The organism is Dickeya oryzae, assembly GCF_020406815.2.
Classification (GTDB): Bacteria; Pseudomonadota; Gammaproteobacteria; order Enterobacterales; family Enterobacteriaceae; genus Dickeya; species Dickeya oryzae.
Window position 1 is genome coordinate 3,441,690 of sequence record NZ_CP162670.1, and the last position, 23,714, is coordinate 3,465,403.

Annotated in this window: 20 protein-coding genes, 1 other RNA gene, 1 pseudogene and 1 other annotated feature; of the genes and pseudogenes, 11 read left to right on the forward strand and 11 right to left on the reverse strand. The window is 52.0% G+C overall.

Annotated elements, in window-relative coordinates:
* Nucleotides 1-5: 5 nt before the first annotated feature.
* From dnaX to LF929_RS14990, 3 genes are all read right to left on the reverse strand, one after another.
* Nucleotides 6-2,027 (reverse strand): DNA polymerase III subunit gamma/tau, encoded by a 2,022-nt coding sequence (gene dnaX / locus LF929_RS14980; protein WP_210174740.1) that lies wholly within the window; start codon nt 2,025-2,027, stop codon nt 6-8.
* Nucleotides 615-679: a sequence feature (DnaX frameshifting element), on the reverse strand. Its footprint overlaps the gene before it by 65 nt.
* Nucleotides 2,028-2,101: 74 nt before the next feature.
* The gene (apt, locus tag LF929_RS14985) at nt 2,102-2,650 is read right to left on the reverse strand and encodes an adenine phosphoribosyltransferase (RefSeq protein ID WP_210174741.1); all 549 of its coding nucleotides are present in this window, start codon (nt 2,648-2,650) and stop codon (nt 2,102-2,104) included.
* Nucleotides 2,651-2,830: 180 nt separating this feature from the next.
* Nucleotides 2,831-3,199: a DUF454 family protein gene (locus LF929_RS14990; protein ID WP_038903694.1), complete on the reverse strand. Its 369-nt coding sequence runs from the start codon at nt 3,197-3,199 to the stop codon at nt 2,831-2,833.
* Nucleotides 3,200-3,318: 119 nt separating this feature from the next.
* Here LF929_RS14990 and miaE point away from each other — a divergent pair, with 119 nt between their 5' ends.
* The 3 genes from miaE to rsmS all read left to right on the forward strand — a co-directional run bounded on the left by miaE (nt 3,319) and on the right by rsmS (nt 4,916).
* On the forward strand, nt 3,319-4,089 hold the full coding sequence (miaE, locus tag LF929_RS14995) for a tRNA isopentenyl-2-thiomethyl-A-37 hydroxylase MiaE (RefSeq protein ID WP_210174742.1): 771 nt from the start codon (nt 3,319-3,321) through the stop codon (nt 4,087-4,089).
* A 63-nt stretch (nt 4,090-4,152) separates the two neighbouring features.
* The gene (priC, locus tag LF929_RS15000; protein ID WP_038907302.1) at nt 4,153-4,686 is read left to right on the forward strand and encodes a primosomal replication protein PriC; all 534 of its coding nucleotides are present in this window, start codon (nt 4,153-4,155) and stop codon (nt 4,684-4,686) included.
* A gap of 68 nt (nt 4,687-4,754) precedes the next feature.
* Complete coding sequence (gene rsmS / locus LF929_RS15005; RefSeq protein ID WP_071603253.1) at nt 4,755-4,916, forward strand: pleiotropic regulatory protein RsmS; 162 nt, start codon at nt 4,755-4,757, stop codon at nt 4,914-4,916.
* A 72-nt stretch (nt 4,917-4,988) separates the two neighbouring features.
* Here rsmS and mscK read toward each other — a convergent pair whose 3' ends face one another.
* Together mscK and acrR are read right to left on the reverse strand one after the other, a co-directional pair.
* Complete coding sequence (gene mscK / locus LF929_RS15010; RefSeq protein WP_038907301.1) at nt 4,989-8,402, reverse strand: mechanosensitive channel MscK; 3,414 nt, start codon at nt 8,400-8,402, stop codon at nt 4,989-4,991.
* A 129-nt stretch (nt 8,403-8,531) separates the two neighbouring features.
* The gene (acrR, locus tag LF929_RS15015) at nt 8,532-9,182 is read right to left on the reverse strand and encodes a multidrug efflux transporter transcriptional repressor AcrR (RefSeq protein WP_210174743.1); all 651 of its coding nucleotides are present in this window, start codon (nt 9,180-9,182) and stop codon (nt 8,532-8,534) included.
* 142 nt (nt 9,183-9,324) lie between these two features.
* Between acrR and LF929_RS15020 the strand changes: the two genes are divergently transcribed.
* The 6 genes and pseudogenes from LF929_RS15020 to LF929_RS15045 all read left to right on the forward strand — a co-directional run bounded on the left by LF929_RS15020 (nt 9,325) and on the right by LF929_RS15045 (nt 15,399).
* Nucleotides 9,325-10,515 (forward strand): efflux RND transporter periplasmic adaptor subunit, encoded by a 1,191-nt coding sequence (locus tag LF929_RS15020; RefSeq protein WP_038907299.1) that lies wholly within the window; start codon nt 9,325-9,327, stop codon nt 10,513-10,515.
* A 16-nt stretch (nt 10,516-10,531) separates the two neighbouring features.
* Complete coding sequence (locus LF929_RS15025; RefSeq protein WP_210174744.1) at nt 10,532-13,678, forward strand: efflux RND transporter permease subunit; 3,147 nt, start codon at nt 10,532-10,534, stop codon at nt 13,676-13,678.
* A gap of 175 nt (nt 13,679-13,853) precedes the next feature.
* Entirely contained in the window at nt 13,854-14,105 is a 252-nt protein-coding gene (locus tag LF929_RS15030; protein ID WP_029456417.1) for a type B 50S ribosomal protein L31, read from the forward strand.
* 15 nt (nt 14,106-14,120) lie between these two features.
* Nucleotides 14,121-14,264: pseudogene (gene ykgO, locus LF929_RS15035) on the forward strand (type B 50S ribosomal protein L36).
* A 509-nt stretch (nt 14,265-14,773) separates the two neighbouring features.
* The gene (gene tomB / locus LF929_RS15040) at nt 14,774-15,142 is read left to right on the forward strand and encodes an Hha toxicity modulator TomB (protein WP_012883774.1); all 369 of its coding nucleotides are present in this window, start codon (nt 14,774-14,776) and stop codon (nt 15,140-15,142) included.
* Nucleotides 15,143-15,195: 53 nt separating this feature from the next.
* Nucleotides 15,196-15,399 carry an HHA domain-containing protein gene (locus LF929_RS15045; RefSeq protein WP_009114000.1) on the forward strand — a complete coding sequence of 68 codons (204 nt, stop codon included), beginning with the start codon at nt 15,196-15,198 and terminating at the stop codon, nt 15,397-15,399.
* A 305-nt stretch (nt 15,400-15,704) separates the two neighbouring features.
* On the opposite strand, the gene ffs is transcribed toward LF929_RS15045, so the two are convergent.
* Nucleotides 15,705-15,801: signal recognition particle sRNA small type (ffs, locus tag LF929_RS15050), an RNA gene on the reverse strand.
* A 167-nt stretch (nt 15,802-15,968) separates the two neighbouring features.
* Between ffs and LF929_RS15055 the strand changes: the two genes are divergently transcribed.
* Nucleotides 15,969-16,295, forward strand: a complete 327-nt coding sequence (locus LF929_RS15055; protein ID WP_019844636.1) for an MGMT family protein — start codon at nt 15,969-15,971, stop codon at nt 16,293-16,295.
* Between the two features lie 40 nt (nt 16,296-16,335).
* Here LF929_RS15055 and LF929_RS15060 read toward each other — a convergent pair whose 3' ends face one another.
* The gene (locus LF929_RS15060; RefSeq protein ID WP_226092615.1) at nt 16,336-16,917 is read right to left on the reverse strand and encodes a YbaY family lipoprotein; all 582 of its coding nucleotides are present in this window, start codon (nt 16,915-16,917) and stop codon (nt 16,336-16,338) included.
* A gap of 217 nt (nt 16,918-17,134) precedes the next feature.
* On the opposite strand from LF929_RS15060, the gene tesB reads away from it, so the two are divergent.
* On the forward strand, nt 17,135-17,998 hold the full coding sequence (gene tesB, locus LF929_RS15065; protein ID WP_210193644.1) for an acyl-CoA thioesterase II: 864 nt from the start codon (nt 17,135-17,137) through the stop codon (nt 17,996-17,998).
* A gap of 122 nt (nt 17,999-18,120) precedes the next feature.
* Here tesB and amtB read toward each other — a convergent pair whose 3' ends face one another.
* The 4 genes from amtB to LF929_RS15085 form a co-directional block, all read right to left on the reverse strand.
* Nucleotides 18,121-19,413, reverse strand: a complete 1,293-nt coding sequence (gene amtB / locus LF929_RS15070) for an ammonium transporter AmtB (protein WP_038903684.1) — start codon at nt 19,411-19,413, stop codon at nt 18,121-18,123.
* A 43-nt stretch (nt 19,414-19,456) separates the two neighbouring features.
* Nucleotides 19,457-19,795, reverse strand: coding sequence for a P-II family nitrogen regulator (glnK, locus tag LF929_RS15075; RefSeq protein WP_002208627.1), 339 nt, complete (start codon nt 19,793-19,795; stop codon nt 19,457-19,459).
* 293 nt (nt 19,796-20,088) lie between these two features.
* Nucleotides 20,089-21,882, reverse strand: coding sequence for a SmdB family multidrug efflux ABC transporter permease/ATP-binding protein (locus LF929_RS15080; protein ID WP_038907293.1), 1,794 nt, complete (start codon nt 21,880-21,882; stop codon nt 20,089-20,091).
* On the reverse strand, nt 21,875-23,641 hold the full coding sequence (locus LF929_RS15085; RefSeq protein ID WP_210174747.1) for a SmdA family multidrug ABC transporter permease/ATP-binding protein: 1,767 nt from the start codon (nt 23,639-23,641) through the stop codon (nt 21,875-21,877). Before LF929_RS15085 ends, LF929_RS15080 begins: the two co-directional genes overlap by 8 nt.
* Between the last annotated feature and the right edge of the window lie 73 nt (nt 23,642-23,714).

Consider the following 23,714-nt stretch of genomic DNA (forward strand, 5'->3'; position numbering starts at 1 on the left):
CGGGGTTAAACGGGGCGGATACTTTCTTCGTCCAGTTCCGCATCAAAGAAACGCCGTAGCGTTTGAATATTAGTATCAGACAGGATGGACTGACGCGCCTGCGCCAGCTTCTCTTCATAAATGGCCTGTCGCCACTCCAATGGTGTCAGCACCGTCGGCGTATCGTCTTCGGTAACCGTCAGGCTGATATCGCGTCCATAATGCGCCGCCAGTGCCTCCGACAGCGCTTTCTGCGCCGCCGCCGAATTCAGATGACGCTGTGAAGAACGCAGGTGCAGATGAATCACCCCGTCTTCCGGCATCTCTTTAAATGCATTAAGCGCCAGCTGTTGTACCAGTTTCGGCAGCGTCAGACGATCGATTTCCGCCGCCCAGGCATCACGTGCCATCGCTTCTACTGCCAGCTTTGCGGCCAGCTCCGGCGTTTTTTCGTATTCCAATGCCGAACGCAGCGCTTTAGGCGTCGTCACCGGCTCGATTTCCGTCACTGCGGCTTTCTTCTGCGCCTTCCAGCGATACGCTTCCTGCTTTTTCTGCTCGTCCTGTGCCACCGCTTTGGCTGCCATTTGCTGCTGACCACGCTCGGTCACTGACGCCAGACGCTCCAGTGCCGAGTTTACCGGCCGCGTTTTTCCTGACGCCGCCGGTTCAGCCTTTTTTGCGGGGGTATTTCCCTGCCGGTTCAGTAACTGACTACGCGCCTGTAACAGTTGTGCTGTCGCATCAGGCAAATTGTTCTCTGCCGTCGATGGCAAGGTTGGCGGCAACGACGCGACGCTCGCCCCCTGCGGCGCATCATTCACCATCGGTTCTGCGCCAGGGGCAACGGGTGCAACGCCAACCACCGGTGCTGATGCTGGCATACGGGCCGGTTCAGTCGCTAACGGAGCCGCAGGCACGAGCGATGAAGTACTGACAGGAACCGGTTCAGCAATCACCTGACTGGGGTGAAACGCCAATGCCCGCAACAGCGCCATTTCCACGCCCATACGACGATCGGGTGCAAACGGCAGCTCTTTGCGGCCGACCAACAACGTCTGATAATAGAGTTGCACATCCGAAGGCGGGACAACCCGCGCCAGTTCGCGCAAGCGAGGGGCAACCTGGTGGTATTCATCGCCCAGCGCGGATGGCAGCAACTGCAGCATGGCAATCCGATGCAGCAGCGTCAGGGTTTCTACCAGCAAGGCTTCCCAGTCAATGCCGCGTGCTGCTGCTTGCTCCATCAGCGCCATAACCCCGGCCCCATCGCCTTTTACCAGCGCTTCAATCAGCCCCAGCGGTTGCCCATCATCCAGAGTACCCAGCATTTCGCTGACAGCAGCGGCTGTCACCTGCCCTTGCCCCATGGCGATAGCCTGATCGGTCAGGCTCAATGCATCACGCAGACTGCCATCGGCCGCACGGGCCAGCAATTGTAATGCACGTGGCTCCGCCGCCAGTTGTTCCTGCTCCAGAACCTGTTGCAGATGTTGGCGAATTTGCTCGGCATCCAATGCTTTGAGATGAAACTGCAAACAGCGCGACAAAATCGTCACCGGCAGTTTTTGCGGGTCCGTGGTCGCCAGCAGGAATTTCACATGCGAAGGCGGCTCTTCCAGTGTTTTCAACAACGCGTTGAAACTGTGGCGGGAGAGCATGTGCACTTCGTCAATCAGGTAAACTTTGAAACGACCGCGAGCTGGCGCGTATTGCACGTTATCCAGTAAGTCTCGCGTGTCTTCAACTTTAGTGCGGGATGCTGCATCGATTTCAATCAGATCGACAAATCGGCCTTGCTCTATTTCCCGGCACGTATCGCACTGACCGCAAGGTGTCGCCGTCACCCCGGTTTCGCAATTCAGCCCCTTCGCCAGCAAACGGGCGATCGTCGTCTTGCCTACGCCCCGGGTACCGGAAAACAGGTAAGCATGATGGATGCGGCCTAACGAAAGACCATTAGCCAACGCGGTCAGGACATGTTCCTGGCCTACCACGTCGGCAAAGGTTTGGGGACGCCACTTACGGGCAAGAACCTGATAGCTCATCAATACCGCAGAAGTTGAGTTATTGAGGAGGTGATGCTAACACAGTCTCGCCGCCATCGGCGAGACTGCTGTCATCAATGGCCAGGGAAATCGACCAGGCTGTAGCAAGTGATGCCCATGTTTTCAAGGCGCTGCTGTCCACCCAGGTCGAAGAGATTGATAATAAATGCCGCGTCACAAACCTGGCCACCAAGACGGCGAATCAGTTTGACCGTCGCTTCAATCGTGCCACCCGTCGCCAGCAGGTCGTCTACCACCAGCACGTTATCGCCAGCGGTAATAGAGTCGGTGTGAATTTCCAGCGTATCGCTGCCGTATTCCAGCTCGTAGCTTTCGCTCAGCGTCGCTCGCGGCAGTTTACCCGGCTTACGCACCGGAACAAACCCGACGCCCAACGCCAGCGCTACCGGGGCACCGAAAAGGAAACCACGCGCTTCGGTACCAACAACCTTGGTAATGCCGGTGTTCTGATAACGTTTAACCAGCATGTCGATGCTCGCCGAATACGCCTGCGGATTTTCCAGCAAGCTGGTCACATCACGAAACAGTATGCCCGGCTTGGGATAATCCGGAATACTCTTGATACTGTTTTTAATTAATTCTGGCTGCTGAGTTGCGGTCATAATGTTGTGCCTGATAAAACCTGATATTCACTGAACACCGCCACAGTGCTTCGCCATGCTGCCTACAGGTGCTGACGATAAAAAATACGGTGGCGGCTCGCGCACGAAAACGCTCAAATCTAGTCAAACTGACGGGCAAATGCAACCGGCCCGCTCGGATCTGCACATTTTTATCGCAGGCTATTGCTTCGGATCAATAACCGGCAAACGCAGCATAAACGTCAACAGCACCGCCAGAATAACCAGCAGCAACCCTCTGACCCAACCGACTTCCACCAACCATAATGACAAGGCGAAGGTCGCGATAACCACGATGACCGCTTTGACTTTCACGCCCGGTGGCAGGGCACGGTGCTGCTGCCAGTGACGCAGGTAACTGCCAAACCAGGAACGATACAACAACCAGTCGTGAAACCGTGGTGAAGAGCGGGCGAAGCACCAGGCCGCCAGCAGTAAAAACGGCGTAGTCGGCAGCAACGGCAACACCACACCCAGCGCTGCCAGCACCACCGCCAGCCACCCTACGGTTATCAACACTATCCGATACATATCGTCTCCTTGTCCTCACCGCCTTTCTCGGCCCCCGGCAACCCAGCCCGGTTGACACGATCGCAATCCACAGGAAACGTTGTATCATACCGCCACGTTAACTCAACCCATCGTCGTACATGTTTGAACATTCCATCCTCGACCCGATTCACACCTTTCTTCACGCCACTACCCCCGATGAGTGGATTGACGAAGCCCGCAAACCGGAAAACCTGCCCACACTGTTACGCGACCACGTGCTGTGTGAGTTGAAGGCCGCCCAGAGCGCGCTGTTTCTGCTCCGGCGTTATGCTGTCGAGCAGGATATCAGGCATCAGTTGCAGGAGTGGATTGCCCCGTATGAGAAGTTTGCCTTCCGGGGAATGGGCGACATGCAGACGCTGAAAGCCAATGCGCTGATTTCACGGCAGATTACCGCACGCGCCAACTGCCACTACAGCCAGGACATGATCGATAAAATGGTGTTGTTGATCCGCGAAGAATTACACCATTTTTATCAGGTGCTGGAAGTCATGGAGCAACACGGTATTTCTTACCAGAATATCCCCGCCAGTCGTTACGCGCGTGGCATGACGCAGCACATGAAAACACATGAGCCGGATGCGCTGGTGGATAAGTTAATTATCGGTGCCTTTATCGAAGCTCGCTCCTGCGAACGCTTCGCCAGACTGGCTCCCCATCTGGAAGAGAGTCTGCGTAAGTTCTATATTTCACTACTGCGCTCCGAGGCACGGCACTATCAGGATTATCTTGTTTTGGCACAACAGATTGCCGGACAGGATATTAGCGCGCGTATCGCGTTTTTCGCGCAGACAGAAGCACAGTTGATTACCAGCCCGGACGACGACTTCAAATTCCACAGCGGCAAACCGGCTTTCAGCACACACTGAACCGGCCCGTTATTCCCCTGCCGCAACGTACGGATACAGCGGTAAAGCGACGGAGGAGACGACATGGACACACAGGCATTGCTGGCCGTGCTGACACGCCAGATTGATACGCTGGCACAAAATGTCGAACCGATTGCCGCACGACAAGCTCCCCGGTCACGTTTTGACCGTCAGCTTTTCAGCTGTTACGGTACCAGGCTCGGTGATTATCTCGACGAAATCCGTCTTAATTACCAGCATCTGCAACAGTATGTGCAAGAACAGCGTCAGGACAGGGTCGCGTTCATGGCCGAGAAATTGCTGACGCAAATGACGGCGCTCCAGCGAGAGCTGGCGACGCAGCCATTACGGGAACACGAACCCACAACGCCAGCACCACAGGACCGTTATCAAAAGCTGGCTGAATATCAGGGTTATGAGCGTCGACTACTGGCGATGATTCAGGACAGGGAGAGCCTGCTGGCAACCCAAAGTACGCTCAATGAACAGCAGCGCCTGCAACGCGAACTGGCGGCCCTGGAAGGCCGACTGACTCGTTGCCGTCAGGCGCTCTCAAAACTGGAACGGCAGATTGAACGTCAGGAACAGGGATATTGACCGTAGTTCACTATTTTCTGCTATGTTTTAGAAAAAACAAAACAGGATCGGAGTGAGGTAGAAAAATCATGTCGCTGGAAAACGAAACGCCAGACGTTAAACTGGCGGTCGATCTCATCATGCTGCTGGAAGACAATCACATTGAGCCAGAGGTAGTGCTGGCCGCGCTGGAAATCGTCCGCCGGGATTATCAGTTAAAAGCCGACGCCCCCCAGCAAACACCGGCCTGAGACCGGAGCAGGCCTGGTTACCTGCCCCGGCATCCGATATCGCTCCCCTTTGCCCGTTGCCACAATCGGCGGCTATCGGGTTTCACTCTCATTCTGTGGTGGCGTCAGCACGCGGGATATTTCCTGTACTTCTTTGCCCTGAGTATTGTGCAGATACACTTCAAGCTGGTTGAAAGCAATGTTGATATTATTTTCGCGACACAGCCTGTCGATAGTGCGGTTCAATTCATCAACGGTATAGCTGCGATCACGCAGTTCACGTACATATAAACGCAGCTCATGATCCAACGCACTCGCGCCAAACGACAGGAAGAACACCTGCGGTTCCGGATCCGCCATCACGCGTGGATTCTCACGCGCGGCCTGTAGCAGTATTTCTTTAACCTTATCCAGATCAGACCCATAGGCAACGCCAATACGGATCAACACACGCGTAATGGTGTCGGACAATGACCAGTTGATCAGCCGCTCGGTAACAAACGCTTTGTTAGGAATGATCACCTCCTTGCGGTCAAAATCGGTGATCGTGGTGGCTCGGATGCGAATCTTACTGACCGAGCCGGAGAACGAGCCAATAGTAATGGTGTCACCAATACGCACCGGTCGTTCGAACAGAATAATCAGACCCGAGACAAAGTTGGCGAAAATTTCCTGCAAGCCAAACCCTAACCCCACCGATAACGCCGCCACCAACCATTGCAATTTGTCCCAGGAGACCCCGAGGGAGCTGAGTGATGTGATAGCACCGACCGCCGTAATAAAATAGGTCAATATCGTCGTGATGGCATAAGACGTACCCTGCCGCAACTGCATGCGTGAGAGCACCAGCACTTCGAGTAAACCAGGCAGGTTACGCGTCATCACATAAGCCACACCACCAATCACCAGTGCCACCAGCAAGTTACCCAAGGTGACCGGTTGCAAGACCGTACCGCTGGCATTCGCCATGCTGTAATGCCATAGCGTAATGCTATCCAGATAAGAGAAAACGGTAACCAGATCAGCCCAAATCCAGTAAAACGCACCGGAGAACGCCAGAAACAGCACCATGGTCGTCAGGCGCAAAGACTGCTGGCTGATTTGTTCCAACGCCAGCGGCGCTTCTGGTACCGGTTCACTACCTTCCGCGCCTTCCTTGACCAGGTTCTGGCGTCGCGCCAGCGCGCGGCGATAAGCCAGACGACGTGCTGCCACACTTAACCCACGAATCGTCGTAAAATACACAATATTCCAGACGATCAACAGGTACAGGCTCTCAATCCAGCGGCTGGCCAGTCGCAATGTGGTATAGAAAAACCCATTCAGCATTAATCCGATCAGGAACAGCGGCATAGCGGCCATCATGGTGACGACAATTAATTGCACGGTATGACGTTCTTTCTCGCGCCAGCAGTCGCGGCATACCGGGAACACCAGAATAGTCAGCAACAACAGGTTGCAGACGATCACGCTCTGCCCGATAACATCATCCACCAGATACAGTGGCGCTTTCTCACCCACCACCGACCAGAACATCAACGGTAGTAGCGCGCCACCGAGCCGCACCGTCTGACGCCGGTAATGCGCACAGCGAGACGCCGGGATATTAAAATGACGTTCGCTCAGATTCCCCGGTTTAAGGCTGAGGCAAGCCGTGGCAAAGACCACCCAAAACAATGCCAGATGTTCACTCAGCAACCAGGCAAAACCGCTGATCTGGTTATCGCTTCGTTTGAGCCATAGCCCCAGCGACAGTATCACCAGCACACCCGGCAAAGTCCGCAAGATCAACAGCAAAATGGCTTTCGGTGTATGCAACTGGCTGTCGCGCTTGAGTTGCCCCACGTCGTCTGCCAGTTTCACCATATAGGCATCGATACTTTTACGCCGCCACCACAGCAAACCCACTATCACTATTGCCGGGATAATCAGCAGCAGCGAATCCATGAATCCCTGACGTAGTTGCCCATTCTTAAGGGTGAAATGCAGATTTTTGACCTGTTGTTTCAGTGCCGACGGCAAATCCTTCAGCCAGCTCCAGTCCATCGGCTTATTACTGCTCACCCAGAAAATTTGCTGGGTCAGGGTTCGTTGCAGCGAACTATTCACACTCATCAACTGCTGGCGGCTGATTTGCAGGTTAATCGCCAGCATTAATTGATTACCAAGTTGTTTATTGAGTTGATCGAGCAGCTCGCGGCGCATGTCCAGAATCTGCTCCAGCGCATCCGTCACTTCGCCGTCTACCGCCGTGTTACTGTGCGCGACCAGTTGCTGGATATATTCATCTCCCCGAAACAACACATCGCGTTGCTGGTTAATATCAAACTGTTCCAGACGCAGGTCAGCTATCTGAGCGCTGATATCGCTCATTGCATCGGCCGACGGCAGGTTTTGCTGTTGCTGGTAAAGAATACGTGACAGCAACAGACTGCCTTTTAGCACCGTAATCTGCTCTTTCAGGTTACGTTCCGATTGCGTAGCCCTATCCAGCCAGTTTTTAACCTGAATACTCTCCTGAACCAGCGTATTGCCTGCTTCCGTTGCTTTAATGAGACGCTGACTGAGTTGACGGTTCGTTTCCATTTCCGCTTTCACCAGCGGGTTTTCCTGAATACGTTGCAGCTCATCGGAATTCTGCGCCTCTTTGGCGGTTTTTTCCGACAGCGTCAGGCGCTTATTATTAATCACGCCCTGCAACGTCTGCACCATATGCTCCAGTTGGCCTATCTGTGCGGCGGTATAATCCCGCTGCTTTTGCAGCAGGTCTTGCAACGTGGTATTTACTTCCAAACTTTTACGCTGCTGCTCCATTTGCAGACTGACCAGCACCTGCTCTGCCTGTAGCAAAACCTGTTGACTCGGCCGTAGTGGTTCCTGTGACGGGTCCAGTCCACTGAGTTGGGTGCGTAACTGCTGACTGCGTTGCGAAGCGGCATACAATGCGCTTTGAACCCGCTCAGGTTGGGTTTGCAGCGAGATCAGTTGACTGTTGTAAGTAGAGAGGTTTTCCTGCGCTGACTGCAAATCGTCCAGCGTTTCATTCAAGCGCGCTTCCAGTTGCTTTAACGCCAGCGACTCCAACGATTGCTGGGGCACCGGTGCCGCGCTGCCCAACGACACCAGATCCTCATTCACCTGCTTAAGTTTGGCCGGTGCTTGTGCCGCCTGCTGTTTCAGTTGGTTGGTTTCCTGCCGGACACGATCGATAGAGTCCAGCACGTCCAGTGTCTGGGTCAGATCCTGTTGGCTCAGTTTGTCTACCGAGGTCAGGCTTTTTTGCTTATTCAGCATATCAAGACGGTTTTGGATCTCAGCCCGACTGGGCAAATCGTTACCCGCAGCTAATGCGGGTTGCAGCAGGAGAATGCCAAATAAGCCGACCCAGATACCCGGCAAACAGCGGCGACCACATCGTGCACTCATAGCACGAATAAAGGCGCAGATATCGGAAAAAGAGCGGAGCGAAATAGGAAATAAACCAGAAATGGCGACACAGCGCTTCATGATGCATCATCAGTTTTACAGAGATAACGCAGTTTATCACGTCTGCCGGAAGACAAGGTATGTCAGGTGGTGTTTATGAGGTTCTGTTCTGTCTCCATTTATACCGATTGCTTACGTTTACCACGTCACTTATACGGCACTCTTGCCTATCTGGCGCAAGGCGGGACTGCTACGCAGCATATCAATCAGCCCATCAACCAGATAAGGCGCTTCATTTTTCAAATCGAAACTTTCCGGCAGGAACAACCAGTTCTCCATAATGCCCGACAGATAAGCCCTTATGATCACCGCTGTACGCCGGGAATTGAGATCCGCTGGCAGCATGCCTTGCAAAATGCACTTTATTAGCGAGACCTCTATTTTGTTATAGCAATCGAAGTAGAGATCTTTACGGGCATTGGATGTCGGCAGTAACTCGTTGGCGAACTCACACTTATGAAAGATAATCTCCATCATCGATCGCCACTCGCTATCGGAATCAGTCAGTCTCAAGATATAAATTAGCAACTCTCTGAGCACATGCAGTGGATCGTCAGGAAATTTTGCCTGATACTCAGCTTCAAAGTCAGAAATCTTGGACTCGGACCGCGTCCATATCTCATCAAACAGTTCAGCTTTGTTTTTGAAGTGCCAGTAAATAGCACCACGTGTCACACCAGCAGCGGTCGCAATATCAGACAATGATGTTGAGGAAACACCATGCTCGGAAAACAGACGCATCGCCGCGTCCATAATCTGGAGTTTGGTTTCATGTGCCTGTTGTTTGGTTTTTCGTGCCATAGCGCTGACTTTAAAGAGAAGTGAGATTTACATACATTCACGGATGTATGTAACATAGCACGGACCTGAATTTATCGCAGCAATGGGTTTAATAGCATGTGATCCATTGGTCAATTAAAAATCGGATACTTGGGGTTTACCTATGAATAAAAACAGAAGGCTTACGCCTCTGGCAACAATGCTGATGCTTTCTGGCGGCCTCGTACTCACAGGATGTGACAATCAGGCCTCTAAAGGGGGTGCCCATCAGGGGGGCGCACCGGAAGTCGGCATCGTTACGATAAAATCACAAACTCTGAATATCACCACGGAACTGCCGGGACGCACCAGCGCCTATCGTATTGCCGAAGTACGCCCTCAGGTAAATGGTATTATTCTCAAGCGTAACTTCGTTGAAGGCAGCGATGTCAAAGCGGGTACATCGCTGTACCAGATTGATCCGGCGACCTACCAGGCCCAGTACAACAATGCTAAGGCTGCTCTGTCTCAGGCTCAGGCGAATGCTGAAATTGCAGAGTTAACGGTTAAGCGCTACAAACCGCTGCTCGGCACCAATTACGTCAGTAAACAGGATTACGATCAGGCTGTCGCAACGGCGCGCCAGAATGAAGCCGCCGTCGCCGCCGCCAAAGCGACGCTCGACAGCGCCCAGATCAACCTGAACTATACGCGCGTAACCGCCCCGATTAGTGGCCGCGTAGGAAAATCCACCGTCACGGAAGGCGCACTGGTTTCCAATGCCCAGACGACGGCGCTGACAACCATTCAGCAATTGGATCCGATTTATGTGGACGTAACCCAATCCACTAACGATTTCCTGCATCTGAAAAAAGAGCTGGAAAGCGGTACGTTACAACAGACCAATGGCAAAGCTGACGTTCATCTGACCCTGGATAACGGCATGCGTTACAGCCAGGCCGGTACGCTGGAATTCTCTGACGTCACTGTCGACGAGACGACAGGCTCCATCACGCTGCGTGCAGTGTTCCCCAACCCGGATCACAACCTGTTACCAGGCATGTTCGTTCGCGCACAAATGGATGCAGGCGTGAATCCGAATGCCATTCTGGTACCGCAGCAGGGTGTTAGCCGTACACCACGTGGCGAAGCGACGGTGATGGTAGTAGGCGAAGGCGATAAAGTGGAAGTCCACCCTGTAACTACTGGTCAGGCGTTCGGCGATAAATGGCTCATCACCTCGGGCGTCAAACCGGGTGATCGCATCATCGTGACTGGCCTGCAAAAAATCAGACCGGGTATGCAGGTGAAAGCGCAGGAAGTGACCGCTGGTAATGCGCAGCAGCAACCGCAGTCTCAACCCGCTAAGTCTTAACAGGAGCCGGTAATCCATGGCCAAGTTTTTCATAGATCGCCCGATTTTTGCCTGGGTCATCGCCATTATGGTGATGTTGACCGGGACACTGGCAATCCTGAAGTTGCCTATCGCGCAGTACCCGACCATCGCACCACCGGCGGTTCAGATTACAGCGACCTATCCGGGGGCTGATGCGAAGACCCTGCAGGATACGGTTACGCAGGTAATCGAGCAGAACATGAACGGCATCGACAAATTACTGTATATGTCTTCCAACAGTGATTCCTCTGGTACCGTTCAGATCACACTGACATTTGATGCCGATGCCGACCCGGATATCGCGCAGGTTCAGGTACAAAACAAACTGCAACTGGCCACGCCTCTGCTGCCACAGGAAGTACAGCAACAAGGTGTGAGCGTGCAGAAATCCAGCAGCAGTTTTCTGATGGTGTTAGGTTTTGTCAGCGATGACAATAGCGTCACCCAGCAGGATATCGCTGACTTTGTCGGTTCCAGCATCAAAGATCCGATTAGCCGAGTGCGCGGCGTGGGCGATACACAGCTGTTCGGTGCACAGTACGCCATGCGTATCTGGCTTGATCCAGACAAGCTGAACAATTACCAGCTAACCACCAGTGATGTCGTTACGGCGATTCAGGTACAAAATAACCAGATAGCCGCAGGCCAGTTAGGCGGTACCCCACCGGTGCCCGGTCAAAAGCTGAATGCTTCAATTATTGCGCAAACCCGGCTTAATTCACCGGAGCAGTTCGGCAACATTCTGCTTACAGTCAATAAGGATGGTTCACAGGTTCGCCTGAAGGACGTTGCCCGCATCGAACTTGGCGGAGAAAACTACACTACTATCGCTCGTTACAATGGCCGCCCAGCTTCAGGTTTGGGGATTAAGCTCGCCACTGGCGCTAACGCGCTGGATACCGCCACAGCGGTAAAAGCAGAAATTGCCAAATTGCAGCCGACGTTCCCTGCCGGTCTGAAAGTGGTTTACCCGTATGACACCACACCGTTCGTAAAAATCTCTATTTACGAAGTGGTGAAAACGCTGGTTGAAGCCATCGTGTTGGTGTTCGTGGTGATGTATCTGTTCTTGCAGAATTTCCGCGCCACACTGATTCCGACTATTGCCGTGCCGGTGGTATTGCTGGGAACGTTCGCCATCCTGTCAGCTTTCGGCTACTCGATTAACACGCTAACCATGTTCGCCATGGTGCTCGCCATCGGTCTGTTGGTGGATGACGCCATCGTCGTGGTCGAGAACGTAGAGCGTGTGATGTCGGAAGAAGGGTTATCGCCCAAGGAAGCGACCCGCAAATCCATGGGGCAAATTCAGGGCGCACTGGTAGGTATTGCGCTAGTGCTATCCGCTGTATTTATCCCAATGGCATTCTCGGGCGGCTCGACCGGTGCTATCTACCGTCAGTTCTCCATCACCATCGTGTCCGCCATGGTGCTGTCGGTACTGGTAGCATTGATGCTGACACCGGCGTTGTGTGCGACTATCCTGAAGCCCGTGCCCAACCACGGTGAGAAAAAAGGTTTCTTCGGTTGGTTTAACCGTCTTTTCGATAAGAGTACCCATCATTACACCAGCAGTGTCGCCAATATTCTGCGCAGCACGGGCCGTTATGTGGTGGTGTACCTGCTCGTGGTCGCGAGCCTGGGCTTTGCCTTTACTCAAATCCCCAGCTCCTTCCTGCCGCAAGAAGACCAAGGCGTATTGCTGACAATGGTGCAGTTGCCGGTAGGCGCCACTCAGGAAAGTACTCAGAAGGTGCTCGACCAGGTGAGTGACTACTACCTGCATAACGAAAAAGACAATGTGAAATCGGTCTTTACCGTTAATGGCTTCGGCTTCGCTGGTCGTGGTCAGAACATGGGGATATCCTTCGCCAGCCTCAAAGACTGGGATGAACGTAAAGGGGCAGCCAACAAAGTCGATGCCATTATCGGTCGTGCTTTTGGTGCCTTCTCGCAAATCAAAGAAGCGATTGTTATCCCGTTCAACATACCGGCTATTGTCGAGTTGGGTACCGCCAGTGGTTTTGACTTTGAGCTGATTGATCAGAATAACCTTGGTCACGATAAGCTCATGGCCGCCCGTAACCAGTTGCTGGGTATGATCGCCCAACATCCAGATACGCTGGTGCGAGTTCGTCCTAACGGGATGGAAGACACACCGCAATACCGTCTGGAAATTGATCAGGAAAAAGCACAATCACTCGGCGTATCGATTGCCACCATCAACGCCACACTGTCCACCGCACTCGGGGGGACATACGTCAACGACTTTATTGACCGTGGCAGGGTGAAAAAGGTGTACGTTCAGGCTGACGCCAAATACCGTATGCTGCCCAGCGATATCCAGAAATGGTATGTCCGTGGTACGTCCAATCAGATGGTACCGTTCTCAGCGTTTGCTTCGGCACACTGGGAATACGGTTCACCACGTCTGGAGCGTTATAACGGTCTGCCGTCTGTAGAACTAGTGGGTGAAGCGGCTCCTGGTAAGAGTACAGGGGAAGCGATGGCACTGATGGAAGAGCTGGCTTCGCAATTACCGCCGGGTATTGGTTTCGACTGGACGGGTATGTCCTATCAGGAACGACTGGCGGGTAACCAGGCACCGGCACTGCTCGTCATCTCCGCCATCGTGGTCTTCCTGTGCCTGGCAGCGTTGTATGAAAGCTGGTCAATTCCCTTCTCGGTTATGTTGGTTGTTCCGTTGGGCGTGTTCGGTGCTGTCATGGCGGCGGGCTTGCGTGGAATGGAAAACGACGTCTACTTCAAGGTGGGTCTGTTGACCACCATCGGTTTGTCCGCCAAGAACGCCATCCTGATCGTCGAGTTTGCCAAAGACCTGATGGAGAAAGAAGGAAAAGGCCTGGTAGAAGCCACGCTGGAAGCGGTGCGTATGCGTCTTCGCCCCATTCTGATGACATCGCTGGCGTTCATTTTGGGTGTGGTCCCGCTGGTCATCAGTACCGGTGCGGGTTCCGGCGCACAGAACGCGGTCGGTACCGGCGTAATGGGTGGGATGATCACCGCCACCGTATTGGCTATCTATTTCGTACCCGTGTTCTTTGTGGTTGTTCGCCGACGCTTCGGTAAGAAGAAAGACGACAACGAGCCTCACCATGAGCACTCACAAACCAGTCACTAAACCGTGATATCTCTTCTCAAAAGGCCGCTATGCGGCCTTTTTTAATGCGTGACAAACACAGCGAACATCACCCTACATTCCCCCACCTCACCAATCCCTACAAACCATAGCGTTGATCATTGTTCCTGAAAGGCGCAAAATAGTGGTATGTTATAACGTATCACTTGAGGTCATTATGAAAGCGGGTATCCACCCTAACTACCGTACTGTGCTGTTCCACGACACCAGTGAGAATGTGTTCTATAAAATCGGCTCCACCATCAAAACTGACCGGACTTACGAATACGATGGGGAAACCTACCCATACGTTACTATCGACGTCTCCTCCGCGTCTCACCCGTATTACACCGGTAAACAGAAAGAATACGCCAAAGAAGGAAGTGCTGCGCGCTTTCAACAGCGTTTCGGCCGCTTTCTCAAATCGTAATAGGGGGAATTATCCATGCAGGTATTAAGTTCTCTTCGCAGTGCCAAAACTCGCCACAAAGACTGTATCGTGGTCAAACGGCGCTGACGCGTCTATGTCATCTGTAAAACAAACCCACGCTTCAACGCAGTACAAGGTAGGAAAAAGAAAAAACGCTAATTATTATTAGCTAAAAACTTATCGGAAGGTGCGCATCGTCGCACCGACCATCACATCAGACCACTTTTCCAATTTCTTTTAAAAACAAAAGGATAAAATAAGAGTGTTTTCACACCTTCAAAATCTTTACAAATAAAGACAAGCCAGAAAGAATAATTAACACAGTGATTCTTGCTAACGCCGAAAAAAATTAAATATACTTGCTTCAGTGGCCGATAAATATATCACGGCACACCGGAAGCAGCCTACACCGATGACAGCCATCGTCATAAAGATGGTTCGACCACATCATAACTGTTAGCTTTTTTGCTATAATGAATTCAGAATGATTGTTGACAGTGACGTTGCATCATTCTCCGGCATTCACCGTGTTACCCCTGTTCGTCTTAAGATTAAGGGACATTGAGGCATACTGAGGGGCATTCTATCTTCTGCACTTCATCACACCACCTGTCTGGCCAAGTGGTAGCCCTAAGTGACATTGAATCGTAGCTTACGGAGGGATAGAAATGGATGAGTACACACCTCAACATTATGATATTGCCCAACTCAGATTCTTGTGTGAAAATCTGCACGACGAAAGTATCGCAACATTAGGTGACAGCAGTCGTGGCTGGGTGAATGATCCGACCTCTGCGGTCAATCTTCAACTAAACGAACTTATCGAACACATTGCGGCATTTGTTGTTACCTACAAAATAAAATATCCGCATGAGGCGGCGCTGTGTGAGCGGGTTGAAAAATACCTGGACGATACTTATATCCTTTTCAGCAACTACGGTATAAATGATTCAGAGTTGCAGAAATGGAAAAAATCCAAGTCGCAATTATTCAGAATGTTCTCAGAAAAGAGCGTCTGTACGGTAGTAAAAACTTAAGCAATAATTTGTTTCATACTTAATTTAAATCCAGGAAAATTAACAAGGTCACTATGAAAAAAATCGACTATTTAATGCGTTTGCGTAAATGTACAACCATCGACACGCTTGAGCGTGTTATAGAAAAAAACAAGTACGAGCTTTCTAACGACGAACTTGAAATGTTCTATTCAGCTGCCGACCATCGTCTGGCTGAGCTAACGATGAATAAACTTTACGACAAAGTGCCAACCGCCGTATGGAAATACGTTCGATAAGCACTAAAAACAGCAGCTTAATACATAAATACACTGTGCCGATATGTTATCGGCCTTTGTTTTTTAGCGCCAGAAAACCACAGCTTTTGTAACAAAAAGTGTGCTTTTTTACTTAAAACTTTCTTTATTATTCATTATTCGCCTCCACCCTCGAAATTAATTTAACTATCGCCTTATCAGTTTTTATTGTTTTACCATGCAGGTTAAACATTCAATTTTTTTACTATCAATTTTTTTACTAATAGTTAAACCGGCGTAGAAAAGAGAACGGTGATGATATCGGGGAAAGTATAAAATGGTGGAGGCCCCGCCAGCTACATCCCGGCACACACGTCGCCTGCTGCGGCTGCTTCCTTCCGGACCTGACCGGGTCCACAGGTTAGTGTTGCGGGAGAACCAACGGGGCCTCCATTGACTGCTCCGCAGTTGCGAAGCGGAGGGCATTATCGGTGATGGACTAAGCAATTGCAAGGAAACAGCGCTTAACCGCTGTTTTCTTACTCATCACCAGCTTTTATACTCAATATTATGTGTCCCCTTGCCTGTTCTAACACCGTCTGAGCCTGTCCATGACTATTGAATCGGATAATTTCCGCCAGCGTGTCATCCACGTAATCGCCGCCATTCCTTACGGGTGTGTTGCTACTTATGGTGATGTCGCGCATCTTGCCGGTTCAGCCCGCGCAGCCCGCCAGGTTGGCGGCATATTACGTGGCCTGCCCGCAGGCAGCCAATTACCCTGGTATCGAGTGATTAATCGAAAAGGTGAGATCTCACTGACTGGAGCGGATTTTCAGCGCCAAAAATCTGCTCTTCAGGCTGAAGGCGTTATGCTGAATTCAGAAGGGAAAATAGACCTGGATAGATTTCGCTGGCGGTACCTGCAAGGCATTTAGCAGACCACGCACCGCCAGCGAAAAATAACGGTAATTGAGATTAATACAACTGCGGTGACGAGCCTGAAGTGTCATCAGGCGTTGTCGTTTCTGTGTTCGGTGTCAGAAACCCGGCGGGTTTCGCAGGAACAGGCACCGCCGGAACCGGTATCAGGTTCAGATCGGCATTATTCACACCATTCGTGACCACAGGCATGACATGCTCAGTAATCAGTGTGACCCGGTTATTTATCGCGACAGCAGCGCTAAGCAGGATACGCGCATCCGGCCGAATTTCTGATGGGTTATAGGGTAATACAAATCGGAACGGTGCCTGCTGACCTTCTGTACGGATTACGCGCTGGGAAATCACTTTCGAAGGCGCATCCGGGACCGTTGCATCAGAAACTGTCACCGTCAGTACCGAATCAGGTGGCAACGCGATTTTTTGGCGAATGTTCACTGTGCCGGTAACAGCAGGCATGCCGCTGACAGGTTGAGAAAGCATCTGGGCCTGCCGCATTGCCGGTGCAGTTGTTTCAGGAGCAATACTATGATTTTCAGGAGCAACACCATGGTTGTTAACACACCCACTGAGCGCGATCGATACCGTAATACCGCTAAAGATATGCCATAATCTCATAGGCTAAGCCTCCTTAATTATTCTATTCAGGATGGCGGTCTGTTGACTGCATCCGTTAAGAAGTATGAACCAACCTGCATGACAATTATGGTGGATAATTCCGATAGTTATGGCAAAGCCTACCGCTATCCCAAATTCTGCCTACGTGTTTTGATGGAACCTGGTTCTTTAGACGATGAATTGACGTGCGTAATCACATTACTCCAAAGGCAGAACTATGAGTCAGGCATTACAACAACTTCTCGACCTGCTAAATCTGGAAAAGCTCGAAGAAGGCCTATTTCGTGGCCAAAGCCAGGATCTGGGATTACGCCAGGTATTTGGCGGTCAGGTAGTCGGCCAGGCGTTGTCCGCTGCCAAACAGACTGTGCCGCCAGAGCGTTTCGTCCATTCGTTTCACAGCTACTTTTTGCTCCCCGGCGACAGCCAGAAACCGATCATTTACGACGTAGAAACCCTACGAGATGGCAATAGCTTTAGCGCCAGACGCGTCAGCGCGATTCAGAATGGCCGTTCGATTTTTTACATGACGGCGTCTTTTCAGACTCGGGAAAGCGGTTTTGAACATCAAAGCGACATGCCACTCGTCACACCGCCAGATGAGCTCCCATCAGAGCAGGACATTGCCCGCAGCATCGAGTCGTTAATTCCCCCTGCTATGCGGCAGGTGTTCACTAGCGATCGGCCTATCGAAATTCGTCCGGTAAAATTCCACAACCCATTAAAAGGCGAAGCAGCCCCCCCGGTCAGGCAAGTGTGGTGTCGAGCCAACGGCACCATGCCGGATGACGAACGGACCCACCAATATCTGCTGGGTTATACCTCTGACTGCCACTTCCTACTCACGGCACTACAACCACATGGTGTCGGGTTCCTGGAACGGGGTATGCAAGTCGCAACGATTGACCACGCGATGTGGTTCCATCGACCGTTCCGGCTTGACGACTGGCTGCTTTACTCTGTCGAAAGCCCTTCAGCATCCGGTGCTCGCGGATTTGTACGCGGCCAGTTCTACACCCGCGAAGGCGTGTTGGTCGCCTCCAGCGTACAGGAAGGTGTCATCCGTCGGCATGGACAGTAATCCAGGCGATGTTGAAACATAGAAATGTTGAACGATAAAAAAACCACCTTTTTCAAGGTGGTTTTTGTTTACTTCATAACGGTAACCGATATTTACCCGTTATCGATACTGAACATGACAGATTACTGGTTGTATGCGTTTTCGCCGTGGCTGTTGACGTCCAAACCTTCGCGCTCTTGTTCTTCCGGTACACGCAGACCAACAGCAATATCCGCAACCTTGAAGGAGATGAACGCGGCAACGCCAGACCATACGATAGCAACAATCACGCTAAACAGCTGAACCCATACCTGATGCGCCATTGTCACGCCCTGCGCATAACCGACACCACCCAGTGATGACGCGGTAAACACCCCCGTCAGCAAGCACCCTACGATACCGCAAACGCCATGCACACCGAACACGTCACAAGGGTCGTCAACACGCAGCCATTTTTTCAGCACGGTCACGCCCCACAGGCCAGCAAAACCACCGGCAAAACCAATCACCATGGAACCACCGACACCTACCGTACCAGCGGCTGGCGTAATGGCAACCAGACCAGCGATACAACCGGAGCACGCGCCCAATAGCGATGGTTTACCACGAGTAATCCATTCACCTACAACCCAGGCCAGAATCGCTGCGGCAGTCGCCACTACCGTAGTCAGGAACGCCAGGCCTGCAATATTGTTAGCCGCTGCGGCAGAACCGGCGTTAAAGCCGAACCAGCCGATATACAGAATCGCAGTACCCAGGAAAACCATCGGCAGATTGTGTGGTTTGAACGCTTCTTTACCGAAACCAACGCGTTTACCCAACAGCAATGCACCCACCAGACCAGCAACCGCAGCGTTAATATGCACCACCGTACCGCCAGCGAAATCCAGTGCACCATCGGCAGCCAGATAGCCACCACCCCAGACCATGTGGGTCATCGGCAGATAAGACAAGGTGAACCACAGTGTAGAGAAGATAAGTACCGCAGAGAAACGAATACGTTCACCCAGCGCGCCAAGCACCAGCCCCACAGTAATGCAGGCAAAGGACGCCTGATAAGCCACATGGATAAACTGGTAAAACGTACCGCTGACTGAATTGATATCAATGCCATTGAGCATGAAATTAGTCAGGCCGCCGAAAAACGGGCTGCCGGTGCTAAATGCCACACTGTAACCATAAATCACCCACAGAATGCACACCAGTGCAAAAGCCACTGTTATCTGGGTCAGCATGGACAGTACGTTTTTGCTACGGATCAAACCACCGTAGAACAGCGCCAGACCAGGAATGGTCATGAACAGTACCAACGCGGTACAAATCATCATGAACGCATTGTCGGCTTTGTCTACTACAGGTGCAGGCGTATCCGCCATAACCCATGTCGGAAGCATGGCTGCCGCACCTAAACCTAACGACAAGGAAAGTTTCTTCATTTTTTCATTCATCCCTATTTAATAAGGCTAAATCAGGTAATAGTTATAATGCGGCTTCGTCAGTTTCGCCGGTACGGATACGGATGACGCGTTGCAGTTCTGCAACAAAGATTTTGCCGTCGCCGATCTTACCGGTGTAAGCAGCTTTGCTGATGACATCGATAACTTCATCCAGTTGGTCGTCAGCGATCGCGATGTCGATCTTCACTTTTGGCAAAAAGTTCACGCTGTATTCCGCGCCGCGATATAACTCGGCATGCCCTTTCTGACGCCCAAACCCTTTCACCTCAGTGACGGTGAGCCCCTGGATGCCTACAGAAGACAGTGCTTCACGAACGTCTTCCAGCTTGAACGGTTTAATGACTACAGTAACCAGTTTCATCCTCATCCCCCTAACTGTGTAAGTTCAGGCTTGTGCCCGTCACTCTCAATATGTCCACGCATCACTTAAAGCAAATCGTGTGCCATAACGACAACACCCGCATAAAAGTGACGAAACGCGACGCTTTAAAGACAGAAAAGAAGAGGAGTGGATAAAGTATGGACAATGAACGGGAAAAACAGGAGCGCGTGATGCACAAAAATAGTGCGTCACGCTTAATTTCAGTGCACCACACTGCACAGTAAGGAAAGCGCTGCCAAATTATGGTGCGAAACGCTGCCCGATACAGGCAGTCATGGTGCCTGGGAGATCAGTTCCGCAGAGTCATGTGGCTGTGAAAAGGTCAGCTCTCTGCTCGCCTGCTGCAATTGATACATTTGGTAGTACCGACCGTTTTTCGCCAACAACTGTTCATGTGTTCCCTGCTCCACCGTTTTACCGTGGTGCAGTACCAGAATGTTATCGGCCTCAACGATGGTTGACAGGCGATGTGCTATCACCACCAAGGTGGTGTGGGAACGCACCAGTCGCAGTGCTCGCTGGATAGCCTGCTCCGTACCGGAATCAATATTGGCGGTCGCTTCGTCCAGAATCAGTATCCTGGGGGTCGCCACCAGCACCCTGGCCAACGCCAGCAGCTGCTTTTGCCCCACAGACAAATTATTGCCCTGCTCGCCAATGCGACTATGAATGCCTTCCGGCATGTCTCGCACCAGCGGGGCCAGTTGCACCGCCTCCAGCGTCTGCCAGACCTTTTCCTCACTAACATCCCGCCCCAGCGTAACATTAGCGAACATGGAATCAGCCAGCACAACCGGGTCTTGTTGCACCATCGCCACATGTTGACGCAGCACCTGATGCGATAACCCCGATAATGGGCGTCCATCCAGGCGGATTTCACCGCTATCTGGAACGTAATACCCCATCAACAAATTTGCCAGCGTACTTTTACCACTACCGGTATGCCCAACCAGCGCGACAAATCCCCGATCCGGTACATGCAACTCGATGTGGTGTAATACCGGTTTATCTTTATGGTAAGAAAACGTCACCTGCTCGATATCGATACGACCACTTTCCAGTGCGCGGGTATCGTCACCGTACTGTTGTCGGGCACCATCCATCAGTTCAAAAATACGCTCCCCGGCAACAACGGCCTGTTGCAGCATCGATTGCTGGGTGGTGAGTTCGATCAGAGGCTCATTCAGTCGCCCCAGATAATTAATAAACGCATACAACACCCCGACCCCAACAGAACCGACAGCGCTGAATCCGAATTGCAGCAACAGCCCACACATCACCAACGCCGAAAACAGGCTTAATAGCGGGCGTAACAGAAACCCATCCAACCTCAGCGTCTGCATCCGGGTGTGATAATGCGCCCAGCTTGCATCACTCAGTTTTTTGCCGAATCGCATCTGTTGGCGAAACTGTTGAATGACATGCATGCCGCTAATCGACTCGTTAAAGCCGTCGTTGATATCCGCCAGATAACTACGCATCCGGCGAACAATCGGTGTGCTGTAACGCTGATAAATCGCCATCACAATCGCAACCGCGGGAAAGATAGCCGTGGCTATCAGCGCCATACGCCAGTCCAGGCTAAACATGGCTATCAGCATTGCCCCAATCAATGCGGCGCTACGCAACACGCTGCCCACTACCATGACATACAAGTCACGCACGACTTCGGTATCGTTGGTCACTCGGGAGATAAGTTGCCCAACCGGCTGGGTATCGAACACCGCTAGCGGCTGACGCAGCGCCGCGTCCATGACATCCGTGCGCAACTGCTGCACGACGCCGACGGCCACCCGATTGAACATCAGCGCCTGGACGTAATGCAACAACGCGGCCATCCCTTGCAGCAACACATATCCCACCGCCAGGCCGGCCGCTATCATCAGCGGAAACTCACCGTTGCTGACCAGATGATCGATGAAGTAACTGACCAAAACCGGCCCGGCTACCTCAGCCCCCGCTGCTATCCATAATAGCAATACGCCGGTTCCGACCGTTTTCTTCCACGGTAATCCGTAAGACAGCAACCGTTTTAACGTTGGCCATAACGCACGAGAATTACTCACTTGATTGCTCCTCACGGGGGGAATCATCCAATGCGGCTTCCAGTTGCTGATAACGATACATGTCGCGATACCACCCCGTTTGCTGTGATAGATGTGCGTGATCACCACGCTGCGCCACATGCCCTTGCTGCAATACCAGAATCTCATCAGCATCGACCAGCGCCGATAAGCGATGCGCACTGATAATCAGGGTTCGCTTCTGTCCCCACTGACGCAAGTTACTTAAAATCTGATGTTCTGTACGACCATCTACCGCCGATAAGGCATCATCCAGCACCAACACTTCGGCTTCCAGCAATAAGGCTCGGGCAATAGCGATACGTTGTTTTTGACCGCCAGACAGCATCACGCCCCGCTCGCCCACCTCAGTCTGGTAACCCTGCGGCAGGCGAAGAATGTCGTCATGAACATTTGCCAGTCGTGCTGCCTCTTCTATTTGTTGTTGAGACGCATCAGGACGCCCCAGCGCAATGTTACTGGCGACGGAATCCGAAAACAGGAAAGGTGTCTGCCCAACCACCGCAAAACGCGCTCGCAACGCGTCCAAATGGAGGTGATGCAATGCCTGCCCATGGTAAGTAATCTGACCCTGCTCAACATCGAAATAGCGCAATAGCAGTGCCAGCAACGTACTCTTGCCAGAACCCGTTGGGCCACAAAGCCCCAGTGTTTTGCAGGGTGTCAATGTAAAACGGACATCGTTAAGCACCATTGCCGAGTGTTCCGGGTAATGGAAGGCCGTAATCTCAGCCACCAGCGTTCCGGGTTCAGCAGGTAAGGGTTGAGTCCCATCTTCAACCACTGGCGCTTCGGACAAGAGCTGGCGAATGCGGCTATAAGCGGCACTACCGCGCTCCACAATATTAAACATCCAGGCCAACGCCAGCATCGGCCAAATCATCAACCCGAGATACATCACAAAGCTGGTCAATGACCCCAGAGTCAAAGAACCTTGTATCACCATCCAACTACCGCCCCCTACCGCCAGCAGATTAGACAGGGCGACGGCGATATAAATCGTTGGGTCAAAACGCGCGTCTACCCGCGCAACTCGCATATTTTTCTGACCCGCGTCAGCCGCCACCCTGGCAAAGCTGCCAGACTGGTGATCCTCCAGGCCAAACGATTTGATCATGCGGATACTGGTGAGACTTTCCTGTGCATGGTCATTGAGTGAAGAAAATGCGGCCTGCGCGTCTTTGAAACGCAGGTGCAACTGGGTGCCATAACGTTTGATGATAATCGCCATCAATGGCATCGGTGCCAGCGCTATCAGCGTTAACTGCCAACTAAGTTGGGTACTCATGACCACCAACACCGCACAGCCCATGACCAGTGAATCCACCAGCGTCAATACGCCTTCACCCGCAGCGAATACCACACGATCCACGTCATTGGTCGCGCGTGCGATCAAGTCTCCGGTACGATGGCGAAGATAAAACGCGGGATGTTGACGACTCAGTTGCCGGTAGAACGCTTCTCGCAGTTCAACAGCCAGTTGATAGGCCGCACCAAACAACCAGATACGCCAGAAATAGCGCAGCAGATACGTTAATAAGGCAATCAGCAGAATTCCACCAATCCACCACAGCACGGAAGCCGTGGTCATTTGGTGTTGCGTTACGCCATCTACGATAATGCCAACCAGTCTGGGCGGCAGCAATTGCAGGATAGCAATCACAATCAACAGGATGACTGCCCCCAGATAGCGCTTCCATTCACGGCGGAAATACCATCCCAGTTGAACAAAAAGTCTCACGCGGTTTCAATCCATTAGCTACATAGCAAAGTAGAATGCGGTAAACAGGTCATTATACATAAAGTGTATGGTG